The 16,039-nt window shown below is 65.3% G+C and carries 12 protein-coding genes; 8 read left to right on the top strand and 4 right to left on the bottom strand.

The features are described 5' to 3' along the window. Positions 1–4: 4 nt before the first annotated feature. Positions 5–859: a class I SAM-dependent methyltransferase gene (locus LZC95_09430; protein ID WXA97055.1), complete on the bottom strand. Its 855-nt coding sequence runs from the start codon at positions 857–859 to the stop codon at positions 5–7. Between the two features lie 92 nt (positions 860–951). On the opposite strand from LZC95_09430, the gene pip (LZC95_09435) reads away from it, so the two are divergent. Genes pip (LZC95_09435) through LZC95_09455 form a run of 5 tightly spaced genes read left to right on the top strand, consistent with a single transcriptional unit; the run spans position 952 to position 7,314 of the window. Continuing rightward, positions 952–1,923 (top strand): prolyl aminopeptidase, encoded by a 972-nt coding sequence (pip, locus tag LZC95_09435; protein WXA97056.1) that lies wholly within the window; start codon positions 952–954, stop codon positions 1,921–1,923. Positions 1,924–1,964: 41 nt separating this feature from the next. Then, positions 1,965–2,870, top strand: coding sequence for a prolyl aminopeptidase (gene pip / locus LZC95_09440; GenBank protein WXB00314.1), 906 nt, complete (start codon positions 1,965–1,967; stop codon positions 2,868–2,870). A gap of 18 nt (positions 2,871–2,888) precedes the next feature. After that, the gene (locus LZC95_09445) at positions 2,889–3,611 is read left to right on the top strand and encodes a GNAT family N-acetyltransferase (GenBank protein ID WXA97057.1); all 723 of its coding nucleotides are present in this window, start codon (positions 2,889–2,891) and stop codon (positions 3,609–3,611) included. Next, a complete protein-coding gene (locus tag LZC95_09450) occupies positions 3,608–5,218 on the top strand; it encodes a GMC family oxidoreductase (GenBank protein WXA97058.1) in 1,611 nt (536 codons plus the stop codon). Before LZC95_09445 ends, LZC95_09450 begins: the two co-directional genes overlap by 4 nt. Before the next feature lie 17 nt (positions 5,219–5,235). Beyond that, entirely contained in the window at positions 5,236–7,314 is a 2,079-nt protein-coding gene (locus LZC95_09455) for a hypothetical protein (protein WXA97059.1), read from the top strand. A gap of 587 nt (positions 7,315–7,901) precedes the next feature. Here the strand turns inward: LZC95_09455 and LZC95_09460 are convergent. Beyond that, entirely contained in the window at positions 7,902–9,143 is a 1,242-nt protein-coding gene (locus LZC95_09460) for an ROK family protein (protein ID WXA97060.1), read from the bottom strand. A 103-nt stretch (positions 9,144–9,246) separates the two neighbouring features. Here LZC95_09460 and LZC95_09465 point away from each other — a divergent pair, with 103 nt between their 5' ends. From LZC95_09465 to LZC95_09475, 3 genes are all read left to right on the top strand, one after another. Next, the gene (locus LZC95_09465; protein ID WXA97061.1) at positions 9,247–10,698 is read left to right on the top strand and encodes an APC family permease; all 1,452 of its coding nucleotides are present in this window, start codon (positions 9,247–9,249) and stop codon (positions 10,696–10,698) included. Between the two features lie 4 nt (positions 10,699–10,702). Continuing rightward, complete coding sequence (locus LZC95_09470; protein ID WXA97062.1) at positions 10,703–11,602, top strand: helix-turn-helix transcriptional regulator; 900 nt, start codon at positions 10,703–10,705, stop codon at positions 11,600–11,602. 76 nt (positions 11,603–11,678) lie between these two features. Next, positions 11,679–12,248: a DUF1579 domain-containing protein gene (locus LZC95_09475; GenBank protein ID WXA97063.1), complete on the top strand. Its 570-nt coding sequence runs from the start codon at positions 11,679–11,681 to the stop codon at positions 12,246–12,248. Here LZC95_09475 and LZC95_09480 read toward each other — a convergent pair. Both LZC95_09480 and LZC95_09485 read right to left on the bottom strand, forming a co-directional pair. Continuing rightward, on the bottom strand, positions 12,245–14,710 hold the full coding sequence (locus LZC95_09480) for a serine/threonine protein kinase (protein ID WXA97064.1): 2,466 nt from the start codon (positions 14,708–14,710) through the stop codon (positions 12,245–12,247). The two genes, LZC95_09475 and LZC95_09480, sit on opposite strands and share 4 nt — an antisense overlap. Positions 14,711–14,796: 86 nt before the next feature. Continuing rightward, positions 14,797–16,026 carry a DUF1501 domain-containing protein gene (locus LZC95_09485; protein ID WXA97065.1) on the bottom strand — a complete coding sequence of 410 codons (1,230 nt, stop codon included), beginning with the start codon at positions 16,024–16,026 and terminating at the stop codon, positions 14,797–14,799. Positions 16,027–16,039: the final 13 nt, after the last annotated feature.

Raw genomic sequence — 16,039 nt, forward strand, 5'->3', positions numbered from 1 at the left:
CGGATCAGATATCGATCTTCTTCAACTTCATCTGCACGTCGCTCGACCAGTGATTGGCAAACGCGCGCACACACGTCGAAAGGTATCGATCGTAGTCATCGAAAACCTTGTCGCCCCAGCGCTCGCGAATCTCTTTTTCGTGCAGGCGCATGCGGCGCAGCCACTCGCCGGTGGTCTTGCCGTAGTCGACGCGGCGGGTCTTCAGCTCGAGGATTTCCCACGAGGGATTCACGGCCATGACCAGCTCTTCGAGCCGCGGGTTCAACCCGCCGGGGAAGATCACGTCGGCCGTGAACTTGAGATCCGAAATGTCCTGGCGCGTGCGCGGAACGCGGTTTCGCAAAATGGCCTGGAAGCCAAAGCACGCACCCGGCTTCACCCACTCGGCCACTTTGTTGAAGTACTTGCGATACAGCTCCACGGCGAGCCCCTTGTTCGCCTGCGCGGGCGAGCAAAGATGGTCGATCATCTCGATGGAGACGAGCGCGTCGTAAAGGTACGGCGGCACGAAATCTTTGTAGTCGGCGCACCAGGCCTTCACGCCCGGGATCTTCCGCGCGTTGATCTCGTCGTGCTGCGCCGTCGAAAGGGTGATGCCGTGGGCCTCTTTGGCGCCGCGCTTGGCGATGTATTCGAGGTTCGCTCCCCAGCCACACCCGATGTCGAGCACCGTCTTCTCGGGCGTCACCTCGGCGAACTCGTAGAGAATGCGCGACTTGTTCTGTTGCGCCTGCTCCAGCGTGTCCGTCTCCTTCTCGAAGACGGCGCTCGTGTAGTGCATGCGCTCGTCCAGCCAGAGGCGGAAAAACTCGTTCGAAATATCGTACCCGATCTCGATTTCTTCTTTGGTGCTCGTCACAGCACCGCGTCTTAGCATAAATCTCGGCCTGCGCTCCGCGTACGCGCTTTCGCACCCCTCAAAAGCGGCGGCATGCGATATGGTCCCGCGACATGGATGCCAGTGCGAACCATGCCACCCGCAGGACGTTCTACCCCGAGATCGAGCCGTACCAAAGCGGGCGGCTCAAAGTGTCGGACACCCACGAGATCTACTGGGAGGTCTCGGGCAATCCCCAGGGCAAACCCGCGGTGTTCGTGCACGGCGGGCCCGGCGGTGGCACCGAGCCAAAACAGCGCCGCTTCTTCGACCCCAAGAAGTACCGCATCGTCCTGTTCGACCAGCGCGGCTGCGGAAAGAGCACCCCGCACGCCTCCCTCGAGGACAACACCACGTGGCATCTCGTCGCGGACATGGAGGCGCTCCGCACGCACCTGGGCATCGACAAGTGGCAGGTGTTCGGCGGCTCCTGGGGCAGCACCCTCGCGCTCGCCTATGCCCAGACGCACCCCGAGCGGGTGACGGAGCTCGTCCTCCGCGGCATCTTCCTGCTCCGCAAGTGGGAGATCGATTGGTTCTACCAACACGGGACCAGCGCCATTTACCCGGATGCGTGGGAAGACTACCTGGCGCCGATTCCCGAGAACGAGCGCCACGACATGGTGCATGCGTATTACAAGCGTCTCACCAGCCCCGATCCGAAGGTGCAGGCGGAGGCCGCCAAGGCTTGGAGCGTTTGGGAAGGCCGCACCAGCTGCTTGATCCCGAACCAAGAGCTCATTGCCAAGTCGGCGGGTGACAAATTCGCCATCGCCTTCGCGCGCATCGAGTGCCACTACTTCGTGAACAACGGCTTCTTCGAACCGGGCAAGGGCCTGCTCGACGGCGTCGATCGCATTCGCAAAATCCCCGGCACCATCGTGCAGGGCCGTTACGACGTCGTGTGCCCCATGGAGAGCGCATGGGCGCTGCACCGCGCATGGCCCGAGGCGGAGCTCAAGATCGCCCAGGATGCGGGGCACTCCGCGTTCGAGCCGGGCATCCTGCACGAGCTCATCGAAGCGACGGATCGCTACGCCAAGTGAGAACCCTCTATCCCGAGATCGCGAACCCGAATCGCTCGGGGATGCTGCGCGTCTCCGACGTTCACGAGATCTACTGGGAGGAGTCCGGCAACCCCGAGGGCAAGCCGGTGATTTTCGTTCACGGCGGCCCCGGTGCGGGAACCAACCCGCGCCAGCGCCGCCTCTTCGACCCGACGAAGTACCGCATCGTCCTGTTCGATCAGCGCGGCTGCGGCCAGAGCACGCCGAACGGCTCGCTCGTGGACAACACGACGTGGCACCTCGTGGCGGACATGGAGGCGCTGCGCACGTACCTGGGCATTGAAAAATGGCAGGTCTTCGGTGGCTCGTGGGGCAGCACGCTCTCGCTGGCCTATGCGCAGACGCACCCCGAGCGGGTGACCGAGCTGGTGCTCCGCGGCATCTTTTTGGGACGCAAGGCGGAATGCAACTGGCTCAATCAGGGCCCGGGCACCAACGCCTTTTACCCCGATGCGTGGGAAGGCTATGCGGGCCACATCCCGGAAAACGAGCGGCATGATCTGGCGCGTGCCTACTACCGCCGATTGACCAGCGACGATCCGCGGGTTCAGGCGGATGCCGCACGCGCCTGGGCTCTGTGGGGGGCCCACGTGTGGACGCTTTTGCGGGACGAGGGCGCGATCGCGAAAGCCCACGACGATCCCACGGCACTGGCCACCGCCCGCATCGATTGCCACTACGTGGTGAACGGCTGCTTCCTCGAATCGGACGGCGCTCTGCTCGAAAATGTGAAACGCATTCGTCACATTCCGGCAACGATCGTCCAGGGACGCTACGACGTTGGCTGCCCCATGGAAAATGCATGGGCTTTGCATCGTGCATGGCCCGAGGCAGAGCTCAAAATCGTACCCGATGCGGGACACAGCGCGTTCGAGCCCGGCACCGCCCACGAGCTCGTCGAGGCGACGGATCGCTACGCAAAGTGATATTGTGTAACACCCCACGTGGAACCGGATAAGCCGAGCGAGCACGTTCTCCAAGACGGCACGAAGGTCACCGTGCGCGCGATTCGCGCTTCCGACGCCGACATGTTGCGCGCCGGGTTCGACCGCCTTTCGCCGGAGTCGCGCTACCGCCGCTTCTTCTCCAGCGTCAACGTGCTCACGGACGAAGCCGTTCGCTATTTGACCGACGTGGACGGATACAACCACGTGGCCATCGTCGCGGTGGTGGACTCGCTCGATTTGAAGGTGGAGGACGGCCTCGGCGTCGCGCGCTTCATCCGGCTCGAGGAAGATCCGGAAATCGCCGAAGCCGCCGTCACCGTCATGGACAATGCGCAACGCAAGGGACTCGGCCGCATCTTGCTCTCGGTGCTCGTCGAGAAAGCGCGCACGATCGGCGTGAAGCGATTTCGCGCCGAGGTGCTGCGTGAGAACGAGCCCATGATGAAGCTTCTCCTCGGCGCCGGGGCCACCATGCACCGCACCAGCGGACCGACCGTGATCTTCGACGTGCCCATCGAGGGCGCTACGCAGGACAGCGCCGAGGAAGCGAGCCTGGTCGAACGCGTCCTTCGCGCCGCCGCTTCCTCGCTCACCGTGTTCCTGCGCACCTTGCGCCCGCCCCACAGCGAGGCCGAGCTCGCCGAGGCTCCGCGAAGCGTTGACTCGGAGTCAATACCGGAGGAGGCTAAGGAGCAGAGGAGCGACGCCAAGAGCCAATGACCGACTTCGACTACGACTACGCGATCATCGGCTCGGGCTTCGGTGGCAGCGTCTCGGCGCTGCGCCTGTCGGAAAAAGGCTATCGCGTTGCCGTCATCGAAATGGGCAAGCGCTGGCGCCCGCAGGACTTTGCCAAGACCACCTGGGATCTGCGCCGCTATTTCTGGAAACCCTCGTGGGGCCTTCACGGCATCTTCCAGATGACCCTTCTGCGCGACGTCTTCTTCCTGCATGGGGCGGGCGTGGGCGGTGGCAGCCTGGTGTACGCGAACACGTTGATCCATCCGCCGGCGGCGGCCTTTCAGGATCCGCGTTGGGTCGGCATGGACTGGCAGAAGACGCTGCAGCCGTTCTACGCGCTCGCCAAGCGGATGCTCGGAGCCGTCGAGAGCCCGTTCATCGTGGAGACGGACCAAATCCTCAAAGACGTGGCCGACGAATTGGGACGCGGCCACACCTTTCATCGCCACACCGTCGGCGTCTATTTCGGGGAGGCCGGTGTGAAGGCGCCCGACCCATTCTTCGGCGGCGAAGGCCCCGAGCGCACCGGCTGCGTGCGCTGCGGCGGCTGCATGGTGGGCTGCCGGTACGAGGCGAAGAACACGCTGGACAAGAATTACTTGTACCTTGCAGAGAAACGGGGCACCGAGGTCATCCCCGAGACGAAGGTCAGCGACATCCGTCCGCTGGAGGGCGGTGGCTACGAGCTCACCATGGAGCGCTCGATCGGCGCACGCCGGCGCCGCACGATGCGCGTCAAAGGCGTGGTCGTCTCCGCGGGATCGTTCGGCACCGTGGAGCTGCTCATGCGCTGCAAGGAAAACGGCTCCTTGCCGAAGATCTCCGAGCAGCTCGGGAACTTCGTGCGCACGAACAGCGAGGCCCTGTTGGCGGTGCGTTCGCGCCGCAACGATGTCGACTATTCGCGCGGCATCGCCATCACGAGCGGCGCGTACGTCGACGACAACACGCACATCGAGATCGTGCGCTACCCCGCGGGTTCGGATTCGATGACCTTGCTCGCCACGATCCTCACGGGCGGCGAGGGGAGCATCCCGCGTTGGCTGCGCTGGATCGGCAACATCGTGCGGCATCCGATCAAGTTCGTGCAGGTGCACATTCCCTTCGGCTGGGCCAAGCGCACCGCAATTTTGCTGGTGATGCAGCCGGTGGACAATTACCTGCGCTACTCGATGCGGCGGCGCTGGTACTGGCCCTTCTCGCGCAAGCTGGACACCTCGCTCGTGGGCGACCGCCCCGTGCCCGTGTACATTCCCATCGCGAACCGCATCGCGCAGCTCATGGCCAAAAAGATGAACGGCATCGCCCAGAGCGGGCTGCTCGAGGTTCTCTTCAACAAGGCTTCGACGGCGCACATTTTAGGGGGATGCCCCATCGGCCTGACGCCGGACGACGGCGCCGTGGATCCCAAGAGCCACCTCTTTGGCTACGACGACTTCTACGTCGTCGACGGCTCCATCGTTCCGGCGAACCTCGGCGTGAACCCAAGCCTGACCATCACCGCCATGGCCGAACACGCGATGTCGCACATTCCGCCGAAGCCGGGTGCTGCGCAAAAGCCGGTGCAGCTCCCCGAGCTGCCCTAACGCGCTATAGTCAGTGCGTGCCAGGGCAGGGGGCTCAATTCAAGGATGTGCGGCCCATCGTCCTTTCGACGGCCGACAAGGCGCATCCATGGGCCGTGGCCGCATTCAACGCGAGTGCGCAACCGGTCCAGCTGACGCTTTCGACCGCGGGGCAACCCTCGGTCGTAGAGATCGTGGAACCGGCCACGGTCACGGTGCCTGCGGCGTCCGAGACGGTGTTCGTCATCTCGGTCTCCAACACGGCGACGGTGTCGAGCGATCAACTGGTGCTCTCCTCCAGCGATGGGTCGTTCGTGCGGAGGGATGTCTCCGTGGTATCGGAGAGCCCGACGCCGATGGCGGAGCAGTTGCACTTCGTCGGCTGGCACCTCATTCCTTTCACCTCGATGGTCCGCATCGAGCCGCTCAACGTGGGCACCGGCGATCCTGGCGGAGGGATCGTGGGCTTCGTGGGTTCACCGCAAGGCGGCATCGGCACGGTAGTTCGAAGCGGCGATGACTACAGCGTTCGCGGCATCACCGGCGCGGGTACGTACGAGGGGAGCATTCATGCGCGCCCCGACGTGGCGACCAAGGTGGAGGTCCACGTGCGCGATGCACCGGCGTGGCCTCTCATCGTGTTGGTGTGCGGGCTTCTCTTGGTCGGCAGCCTGGACCGCTTCAACAAGAGGGATCGGCCGCGGCAGCAGTTGCGCGTGCGATTGGCGGCGATTCTCGAACGCGGGCGACAGGAGCAGGCGGCGGCCCTGGAAGATCTGCGCCGCATTCCGGGGGAGATGCGCCCTGGGGGCATCACGCGCATGTGCGATGCGACAGGGGGAGCGGCCCGGCCGCTGCTGCTCGATCGCGAGGTAACGGCGGCGCTCAAGGCCTACGACGACGCACTCGATGACACGGAACGCGCGCGATGGCAGCCGGGCGGAAAGGGCCTCGAGGCCTTGGACGAGTTGGTGCGGAGCGTTACCTCGCTTCATCGTCAAGCGAGGCGCCTCGCGGAGGACCGCGTCGAGCTGCTCACCAAGGCGACTGGCGACGTGCGCCGCGCGCTGGAGAATTCCCCGACGCTCGCGCGTGTTGCCGCTGCCCTCGCGCCCGCCGACCTGCTCACCGAGGCCGAGCTGGTAAGTCTCTCGAGTACCCTCATCGACGCGGCCGATCGCCTCGCCCGCATGAAGCAGATCTACGATCAACTGCAGTGGATCGGCACGCACACTGGCGAGGGGGAGATCCGCGACAGCGCCGATCGCATTCTGCAGCAATTGACGGAAGATGCGGGCGATCTGGAGAGCCTCCTCGAAGATGCCGAGGCGTTGCGACGGCGCAGCGATGCCGACCCGCGCCGCGCGCCGGTCCTTCACGTGGTCCCCTCGATGCCCGTGAGCGCCTCACGCGCGAGCGAGGAGCCGGAGATCTCGCGCGCCGGCATGTCGACGCCTGCCGTGTCGCGTTCGTCCCCGGGGTCGTTGGCGCCGCCCGAAGCGCGACGCGGTGCGAACCTGGTCGTCCTTGCTGGATTGGGACTGGCCGTCGGCGCCGCCATCGCGGTTGCCGGCGTCCAATTCTCGAGCCTCGACGTCAAAGAAGCCGGCTCCGGCCGTCCGCCGTCGATTTCGACGTCCGCTCCCCCGGATCTTTCCTCGCCGCCAGCGCCGACGGCGAGCCCGCAACCGACGGCCACCCCGCGTCCGCGTCTGCCCGATGCCCCCGTGACCGCGAAGCCTTCGCCCGCACCGCGGGCCGCTGTCGCGGGGCCGTCATCGTTCGACGTCATGTTTCTCGGCGGGCTGGCTCCTGTCGCCGTTCTATCCCTGTTCCTCTACGTCGGATTCATCGCATGGCGAAATTGGCGTCGCACACGTGACAGCGATCCCGCGCTGCCGGGCCATGCATCGTTGACCCTGGAGCTCCTGCGCGATCAGCGCATGTTCGATCGCCTCAGCGCACTGCTCGTCGTTCTCGCCGGTATGTCCGTGCTCTACTTCCCCAATCCGAGCTTCGGCTCTCTTGGCGATTACGCCACCATGCTTCTCTGGGGCACCGGCGTCGGCGAAGCCGTCCAACTGGCGCGCCGCCTCGTCCCTTCACTGCCTTCCTAGCCGCACCCTTGCCAGCCATGCGCAGAGCGCGTGGTGGGGTCGGCCGTGGGTGTCCCGGACAGGTGGAAATCTGTCCGGGACAGGTCGGCGCCGCGCGGTTGGGCGCATTTTCCCGTGGATGCGAATTGGCACCGCATTGGCAATGCATCGGGGCAGGCCTTGCCTGCGCGGTGCTCCGGACCCCGCGCCCGCAAGGTCGCAGATCAAGATGATGGGTTGCGACAGGTACGAGTGGGACGCAACAGCCCTCCACGTGCCCGTTGATAGCGAGGAACCACTCCTACGGGAGCCTCGCCAGCGGGAACAACATGCGGAGCGGTGACGGGAGGCGCTGCGGGCGCGGACCGGTAGCCGAAGACCTCGTTGGGGAAGCAGCGCAAAAACTGCTCGCATCTACCGGAACTTTTCCTACCCTCATTTTTATCTGGCAGAGAGAAGGCCAGAAGAAGAACGTCTGAGATTGCGCGGATGCGCAATCGCGCACTCGTTTGTCCTCCGTCCCGTCCCGTCCCGTCCCGTCCCGTCCCGGCCGCGCCAGCGCGTCCCCCATTGGTCGCGTCTCGCTTCAACGAGAAACCCGGTACCCCCTAATCCGCGACGGCTTCGTTGCGGCGGTCGAACACGATGTCCTCGGCCGAGCGCAGCCCGATGGAAATGGCGCCCGTGAGGACCGCGTCTTCTCCAAGCTCGCTCGCGACGATGCGGGGTACCAGCGGCGTGAGCCCGCGCAGCGCCTTGTCCATCGGACCGGCGAGAAGATCGGCGCTCTTGCCGATGCCGCCGCTCAGCACCACCAGCTCCGGATCGAGCACGGCCGACACCGAGGCCACCAAGTAAGCCAATCGCGCGGCCTCCTCGGTGACGATGCGCCGTGCGCGCTCATTGCCGTTGCGCGCCATCACGAACACGTCGAGCGCCGACTGCGCGTCGCGCAGGTTCTCGCTCTTCGCCAACTTGAGCACGGAATCCCCCGCCGCGGCGGCCTCCATGAGCCCCCGTGCGGACGGCGTCTTCTTCGTGCCGCTGCCATTCTCGTCGCTGCTCCAGCCGAAGGGCAGGTACCCCACCTCGCCCGCGGCGCCGTGCGCGCCTCGGTACAAGCGCCCATCGAGCACGATGCCCATACCGATACCGGTTCCGATCACCACGCAGACGAACGAGCTTGCACCCTTCGCAGCACCACGCGCGTGCTCGCCCACCGCCGCGAGGTTCGCATCGTTTTCCACCACGAGCCCCACCCCCAACGCGGCCTCCAATTCATCGAGCAGCCCTTTCCGCCCCCAGTCGGGCAAATTCGGTGCGTAGTGCAGAATGCGTCCGCGCGGATCGGGCACGCCTGGGCTGCCCACGACCTTCGCCACCATGTCTTCGAGGTCGAGCCCCGCTTCGCGCACCGTCTTGTTCGCGAGCTGGTTCACCGTCTTCACCAGCGCGCGCGCCGTCGCGCAGCGATTTGGCTCGTCGATCCGAGCCACCACCGTGCCCGCGAGATCGGCCACCGCCACACGGATGCGCGCGCGCCCGATGTCGATGCCCATCACGTGCCCGGCGGAGGGGTTCGATTCGTACAAAATGGCCGATCGGCCCAAACCGGCCGACGTCCGCCCAATCGTGCGGACCAATCGACTCTGCTCGAGCTCGAGCAACGCCTGACCCACGGTAGGCTTGGAAAGCCCCGTGTCTTTGGCCAGTTGCGGCCTCGTTGCCGCACCACCCGATCGCAAACGCGTCAGAACGATGCGCTGATTTAGCTCGCGCATGCTCGCGGGGGTGCCAACCTGAGGGACTCGGACGTCGGTGACTTTGGTGATGCTGGCTACTTTGCTCACGGGACGAGGCGAGTGTACGACCTTCATGGTTCCCCTGACCAGTTGGATATGTTAAGAAAGTTTCTTAACTAATCGTCCTCACCAGCATTGGAGGTGGATCGTGATGAGCGAAACGCACTTGGAGGCCTCGCGTGACGCCTCCAGATCGAGCGCAGACGTCGGAGCTCCTCAGGGATTGGAACGGCGCATCGGGACGCTCGGGGCGACGGCGATGAATATGACACAGATGTGCGGGATCGGCCCGTTCATCACCATTCCCACCATGGTGGCCACCCTTGGGGGGCCCCAGGCCATTTTCGGATGGATCGTCGGAGCTTTGATCGTTCTCGCGGACGGTCTGGTCTGGGCGGAGCTTGGCGCGGCGATGCCAAGTGCGGGCGGCACCTACGTGTACCTGCGCGAAGCTTTTCAGTACCGAACCGGGCGCCTGATGCCGTTTCTCTTCGTTTGGACGGCGATCCTCTTCATCCCGCTCCTCATGAGCACCGGCGTCATTGGCTTGGTGCAGTACCTCGGCTACCTGGTCCCCGCGGTCGTTGACGCGGAAGGTCACGCCAACATGACGGGCCACATCGTGGGCATTGGCGTCGTGGGGGTCGTGATCGCCGCGCTGTACCGGAACATCGGCGAGGTGAACAAGCTAAACAACGCGTTCTTCTACGTGATGCTCATCTCCGTTTTCGGGGTGATCATTGCATCGTACTCGCACTTCCACTCCGAGTACGCGTTCGCCTATCCCGAGGGCGCCTTCAAAATGGGCGGTTCCTTCTTCACCGGCCTTGGCGCGGCGCTCATCATCGCCGTCTACGACTACCTCGGGTACAACAACTCCTGTTATCTCGCCGCCGAGGTGAAGAACCCCGGGCGGGCGCTGCCTCGGTCCATCGTGTACTCGATCCTGGGCATCATGGGCCTTTACCTCTTTCTGCAGGTCGGCGTGCTCGGTGTCCTCCCCTGGCAAGAGGTGGCGAAGTCCTCGTCCATCGCCTCGCTGGTCGTCGAGACCGCGTGGGGCAAGACGGCGGCCAACATTCTGACGGGCCTCATCATCATCACCGCGTTTGCCTCCGTGTTCGCGGGTCTGCTCGGTGGCTCCCGCGTTCCCTACGAGGCCGCGCGCGATCGCGTCTTCCTCCCGCTCTTCGGAAAGCTTCACCCGAAGTCGCACTTCCCGCACATCTCGCTGCTCATTCTCGGCGTCATCACTGCCATCGGGTCGCTTTTCGATCTCACGCAGGTCATCGCCGTTCTCACGGCGGTCTTCGTTCTGGTGCAATCCGTCGCGCAGATCGTCGCCCTGATCGTGCTCCGCAAGCGCCAGCCGAATCTCCACCGGCCCTACCGCCAATGGTTGTACCCGCTCCCGTGCATCATCGCGCTCGCCGGTTGGATCTACCTCTACGCCAGCGCAGGTACGCAGCCGATCATCTTTAGCCTGGTGTGGCTCGCCCTGGGCATCGGCGCCTTCATGATCTGGGCAAAGCTCGAGAAAATCTGGCCCTATGGCTCCAAGGAAATTCGCGAAGAATTCGTCGGAAAGCCTGCGCTAGACTGACAGGGTGGCGCTGAAGGACCGCGCACCGTACGCCGTCGTCGAAGATCGGGTAGGCCCCGCGGAGGTGATGTTTCACCGCGGGGCCTTGCGCGTTGGGCAATTTCGTTGCTCGCGTCGCAATCCGTGGTTCACCGATAGCGGGCCCACGAGCGGGTGGCTCATCACGTTTCCGCGGCTTCCCGTGCTCGTGGCCCATGCGGGGGAGGGGAGCATCGTGGCCGACCCCTCCATCGTGAAGTTCTTCAACCGCGGGCAAGAGTTTCGCCGCGAGGCGCTCTGCGACGCCGGCGATCGCTGCGAGTGGTTCTCGTTCGATGTGGCCACCGTCGCCGCGGCGGTGCGTCCGTACGATCCTGCCGCGGCCGATCGCCCCGGCCGTCCTTTCGCGCTGACGCACGCGCCCGTCGATAGCGCGTCATTCCTGCTCCAGCGCCGCATTTCCGAGCGGGTCATGCGCGGGGACAGGCCCGATATATTGGATATCGAGGAGGCGCTCTACACCCTGCTCGCCCAAACCGTGGCGCACGCGTATGCGAACCGCGGGCTCGGACGCGCCGCGCGAAGGGAGGCCCCCGCGCCATGGCGTCTGCAGAAGGCCGTCGTCGATCACATCGAGCGCACCTTGGCCACGCGTTACCGCGAGCCCCTCTCGCTGGACGACTTGGCCAAGTCCGTGGGCTACAGCCCGTTCCACCTGGCCCACGTCTTTCGTGCCCACACCGGCACGACCATCCACGCGAAGCGCATGAAGCTGCGCATGCACGTCGCCTTGGAGGAAGTGCGCGATCCGCAGCGCGATCTCACGGACATCGCACTGGACCTGGGCTTCTCGAGCCATAGCCACTTCACGGAGTCCTTCCGCCGCACGTTCGGCCAGGCTCCCCGAGCATTCCGCAGCGCGTAAGGTCGCGTCGGCCCCATCCTAGGAGAGCGCAAGATTTCGAAAGCGCCGTCGCCGCACCCCGTTGCACGTTGTTTCCATGCGTTTTTCCTTCGTGTTCCTCCTCCTCGCCGGATGCTCGGCGACGACCGCACTCCCCACGTCCACGGAAGTCAGCACCCCCACGGCCGCGTGCTCCACACCGGAGCGCCGCCAATTCGACTTCTGGCTCGGCGACTGGGACGTGCTCATGCGCAGCCACCCGGGTGACGACCTGTCCAAACCCTGGGTCACCTCCCACGGAACGAATCGCATTCGGAAGAAGTTCGACGGCTGCGTCATCGAGGAAACCTTCACCTCGCTCGATGGCCCCGATGGCCCTTGGTCCGGCACCAGCGTGTCGCAATGGATCCCGTCCGAGAGCCAATGGAAACAAACTTGGGTCGACAACCAGGGTGGCTACCTCCTGCACTACGGAGGCATCGAGAACGGCCAGATGATCCTCTACAGCCCCCCGCGAACCAAAGACGGTGTGACCACCCAAAAGCGCATGGTCTTCTTCGACATCGAGAAAGATGCCATGAACTGGCGCTGGGAAGGCACCCGCGATGGGGGCAAAACCTGGACGCCCGAGATCACGCTGCGCTACACGCGCCGCCGCGCGGGTTAGTCGCAGTGATTCGACGCCACCGCGGTCACGCGTGTCTGCGCGAGATCGCGCGTGTCGAAGACGAAGACACCACCCATCGCAGTTTGATGTGGCAGCGTCGGCGCGGCGACGGCGCGCTGCAGGCCCCGCACATCGGCGGCCAGCTCGGGCACCGTGATCTCCGGCTCGGGATCGTGGGCGCCGATGCATGGCCGCGGGGCGCTCTTCCACGCTCCCTCGATGCGGAAGCCATCGTGCACGAAGGTGGCGCCTCCCCATAGGCGCCCGCGAAAAGCGCCGTAGGTCAGCACGCCGCCGTCGATCTCGAGGGCGCCGTGGGGGTTGCCCAGCACGCGCCCCTGAAAGCGCACGTTGGTGGAGCCGTGAAGCGCGAACGCACTCTGCACCTCGAACTTCGCGTGCTCGCGCACACCGCGCACGGTGCCTTCGATCTGCAACGCATCCTTCGGTGCCGCGCCCAAGAGCGACTTGGGGATCCCCAGGCGGTCCACCGCCGAACGCGGTATTTTGGCTTCGAACGTCGTCATGCTCCCGGGCCCATCCACGCCCTGCTCCATGTACGTCGCCGTCGATGGCTCGCCCGCATCCGTTCCCAACGTCACGTTGGCCACGAGCGAGGCCGCCGTGTGCGTCAGCGCTCCCCGCCAGGGACCGAACGAACCGACCGGCGTCTGCACCCCGATCCGCTCGGCCTCGAAGGTGTAGTCCTGCCCCAAATGGCGCTCGTTCGCGCGCATCATTTCGCCGCGGATCCCTTCGAGCTCCAGCCGGGTGTTTTCTCCGAAGGCCTTCGTCCAGGCAAGCTGGCCACCTTGGACGGTCATGCGATCGAGCCCGCTGTCGCCCTCCGGCAAGGGATGCTTCTCGAGATAGAGCTCCAGTGCATCGAGCGTGGGCACGTAGGCTCCGTCGAGCGCGATCTCCGGCTGCTCCACGGTCAGCGCGTGGGTCCCGCCCTCCGCCGCGGCGAAGTCGAGCGCCTTGGCGCGAACCTCCAGGCCCGGCATACCCGGAAATGTGGCCGCACACCCGAGCAGCCGAACACCCTGGAACGACAGGTCCACGCTGTCCACGTGCAACGCGATCCCGCGCTGGGCCGCGGCACGCACGTACGAGCGCTTCACGAACACGGGAAGCAACAGCGTGAGCAGCCCCAATGTGAGCAGCGCGAAGACGGCCGCGATGACGAATTGCCTTCGCGTGTTCGGCACCCTCGCATCGAACTGCGGCTCGGTATCCGCGTACAGCGCAGGCATCACCTCCGGTATCGCGGGCGCGGTCTCTGGAGCGCTGGGGATGTCCTCGAGCGGCAATGGACTGAGAGGTTCCACCAGGATGGCCGAGTCCTCGAAGAGCATCGGGCTCGAGTCGTCCAGCCCCATCGCGGACGAGCGCGGCGCCGGCACGATGGATCTCCGCTCGCGCGTGCGCGTGATCTGAAGCTCTTGCAAGAGCGCGTGTGCCTGCTCGCGCACGCTCTCCGGCGCGCGTGCGCCTTGCTCGATCTCCGCGATGCGTGCGGCGCGTCGCAAGAGCGACTCGTGCGCGATCTCCTCGACCCACTCGCCCACCGTCGATGGCGTGGCGAGCGGCATCACCCTTTCCAGCGCAATGGCCATCTCGCGCGCACTCGCGAAGCGATCTTCTCGCGCGCGGGAGAGGCCCTTTCGCACCACCTCGTCCACCGCACTGGGCACCTCGGGCGAGAACCGGCTCGGTGGCTGAATGATGTCCGAGCGCGAGCGCGTCAGCAACGTCGGCTGCGACTCCGATTCGTAGAGGCGCCGCCCGGTGAGCAGCTCCCACAGAACGACGGACGCCGCGAAGATATCCGTGCGCCGGTCAAGCTCCGTCTCCCCCGCGAGCTGCTCGGGCGCCATGTACGCGATCTTGCCTTTGAGGTCGCCCTCGCGCGTGTGGGCCGCGCGATCGCTCGCCTTGGCAATGCCGAAATCGAGCACGCGCGCGGTGCCGTCCGTTCCGACGAGCACGTTCTGCGGCGACACGTCCCGGTGCACGATGCCCAGCGGCTCCCCGAGCTCGCTCCTCGCTTCATGGGCGGCGTGCAGGCCATGAAGCACGCCGACCACGATGGCGCCTGCGACCGGCAGCGGCACCTTTTCCCCCATCGGCCGCAGAATGCGCTGCAACTTGGCCAGCGTCTCCCCGCGCACGTACTCCATGACGAGGAAGACCTCACCGCCCTCCGCGAGCACGTCGAGCGGTTGCACCACGTTGGGATGGTGCACGCGCGCGGCCAGCCGCGCTTCGTCGAGGAACATGGTGACGAAGTCCGGATCGCCGGCGAACTCCTCGTGCAGTCGCTTGATCGCAACGACCTTGCTAAACCCCGCCGAGGCCACCATGCGGCCGATGTGGACTGACGCCATGCCGCCCGACGCAATCTCGCCGTGCAGCGTGTATCTCCCTAGATTCCACCCGAGCGCGTCGTCCTCGAGCACCACTGGTATGTACCACGGATGTGTCCGAAACTACTGCCGCGCACGCCAATAGCTATAATAAAATTATGCCAGGGGACGATATTTTCCTACGTCATCAACTCTCGAATCGGTTCGCCTTCGTCGGTCACACCGATGGGCCGACCGATCGGCGACGTCACCATCTTGTGCGGATCAATCCCGAGTTGCGTCGTTAGCGTGGCGAACAGGTTGGGCACCGTCACGGGGCGCTCCACCACCTTTGCACCTTCGTTGTCGGTCTTACCGTAAACCTGCCCGCCGCGGATGCCGCCTCCCGCAAGCACAGCGCTCCAAGCGGCCGGATGATGATCGCGGCCCTCTTTCGCATTGATGTGCGGCGTGCGCCCGAACTCACCCATGCACACGACCAAGGTCGAGTCGAGCAGCTTGCGCGCATGCAGCTCCGCGAGCAGCGAGGACAAGGCCGGATCGAGGGTGCCCATCAGCTTTCTCGTGCGCTCGAAGTTGTCCTGGTGCGTATCCCAGCCATCGAGCACCACCTCCACCAACTTGACGCCTGACTCGACCAGGCGGCGCGCCAAGAGGCACCCGCGCCCGAACTTGGTGTCGCCGTACGCCTTGCGAACGGCCTCCGGCTCCTGCTCGATGTCGAAGACCGCGAGCTTCGGCGAGTGCATCAAGCGCGTCGCCTGCTCGTAGACCGCTTGGCGCCCGCTGATCTGCGGATCGTCCAAATCGAAGCGCGCCTCCATGGCCCGAAGCGCGCCCTCGCGCCGTTGAAATCGCGCTTCGTCGACCGCCGCGGGAAGCTCCACGTTGGCCGGCTTTTTCGCCGGATCGTCGACGATGAATGGCCCATGCTGAAGCCCGAGAAAGCCCGGCCCCATGCTGGGCCCCGCGATGCTCACGAAATTCGGCAGCTCGGGCGAGGTCGCGCCGATCTCGCGGCTCACCCACGCACCAAAGGAAGGATGGCGCACCGTCGGATTGGGGATATACCCGGTGTGCATCAAATAGCGTGCACGATCGTGGTTTCCTTCCTTGCTGGTCATGCTGCGGATCACCGCGAGCTTGTCGCCATGGTCGGCCAAGCGGGGTAGGTGCTCCGCGAGCCAGAGGTCCCGGGCCCGGGTTTTGATCGCTTTGAAGCGCCCGCCCGGCTTCGGATCGAAGGTATCGACGTGACTCGGGCCGCCATTGAGCCACAGCACGATGCAGGCTTTGGCCTTTGCGCCGGCCTTCGGCTCCGCCCCTGCCTCGGCTCGAAGCGCCATGGTCATGAGCGCGGCCAACCCGCCCACCAATCCTTGCCGCCGTGAAAAGTGCATCGCGCTCATCCCGGTCCCATCT

This window comes from Sorangiineae bacterium MSr12523 (genome assembly GCA_037157775.1).
Lineage (GTDB): Bacteria > Myxococcota_A > Polyangia > Polyangiales > Polyangiaceae > Pendulispora > Pendulispora brunnea.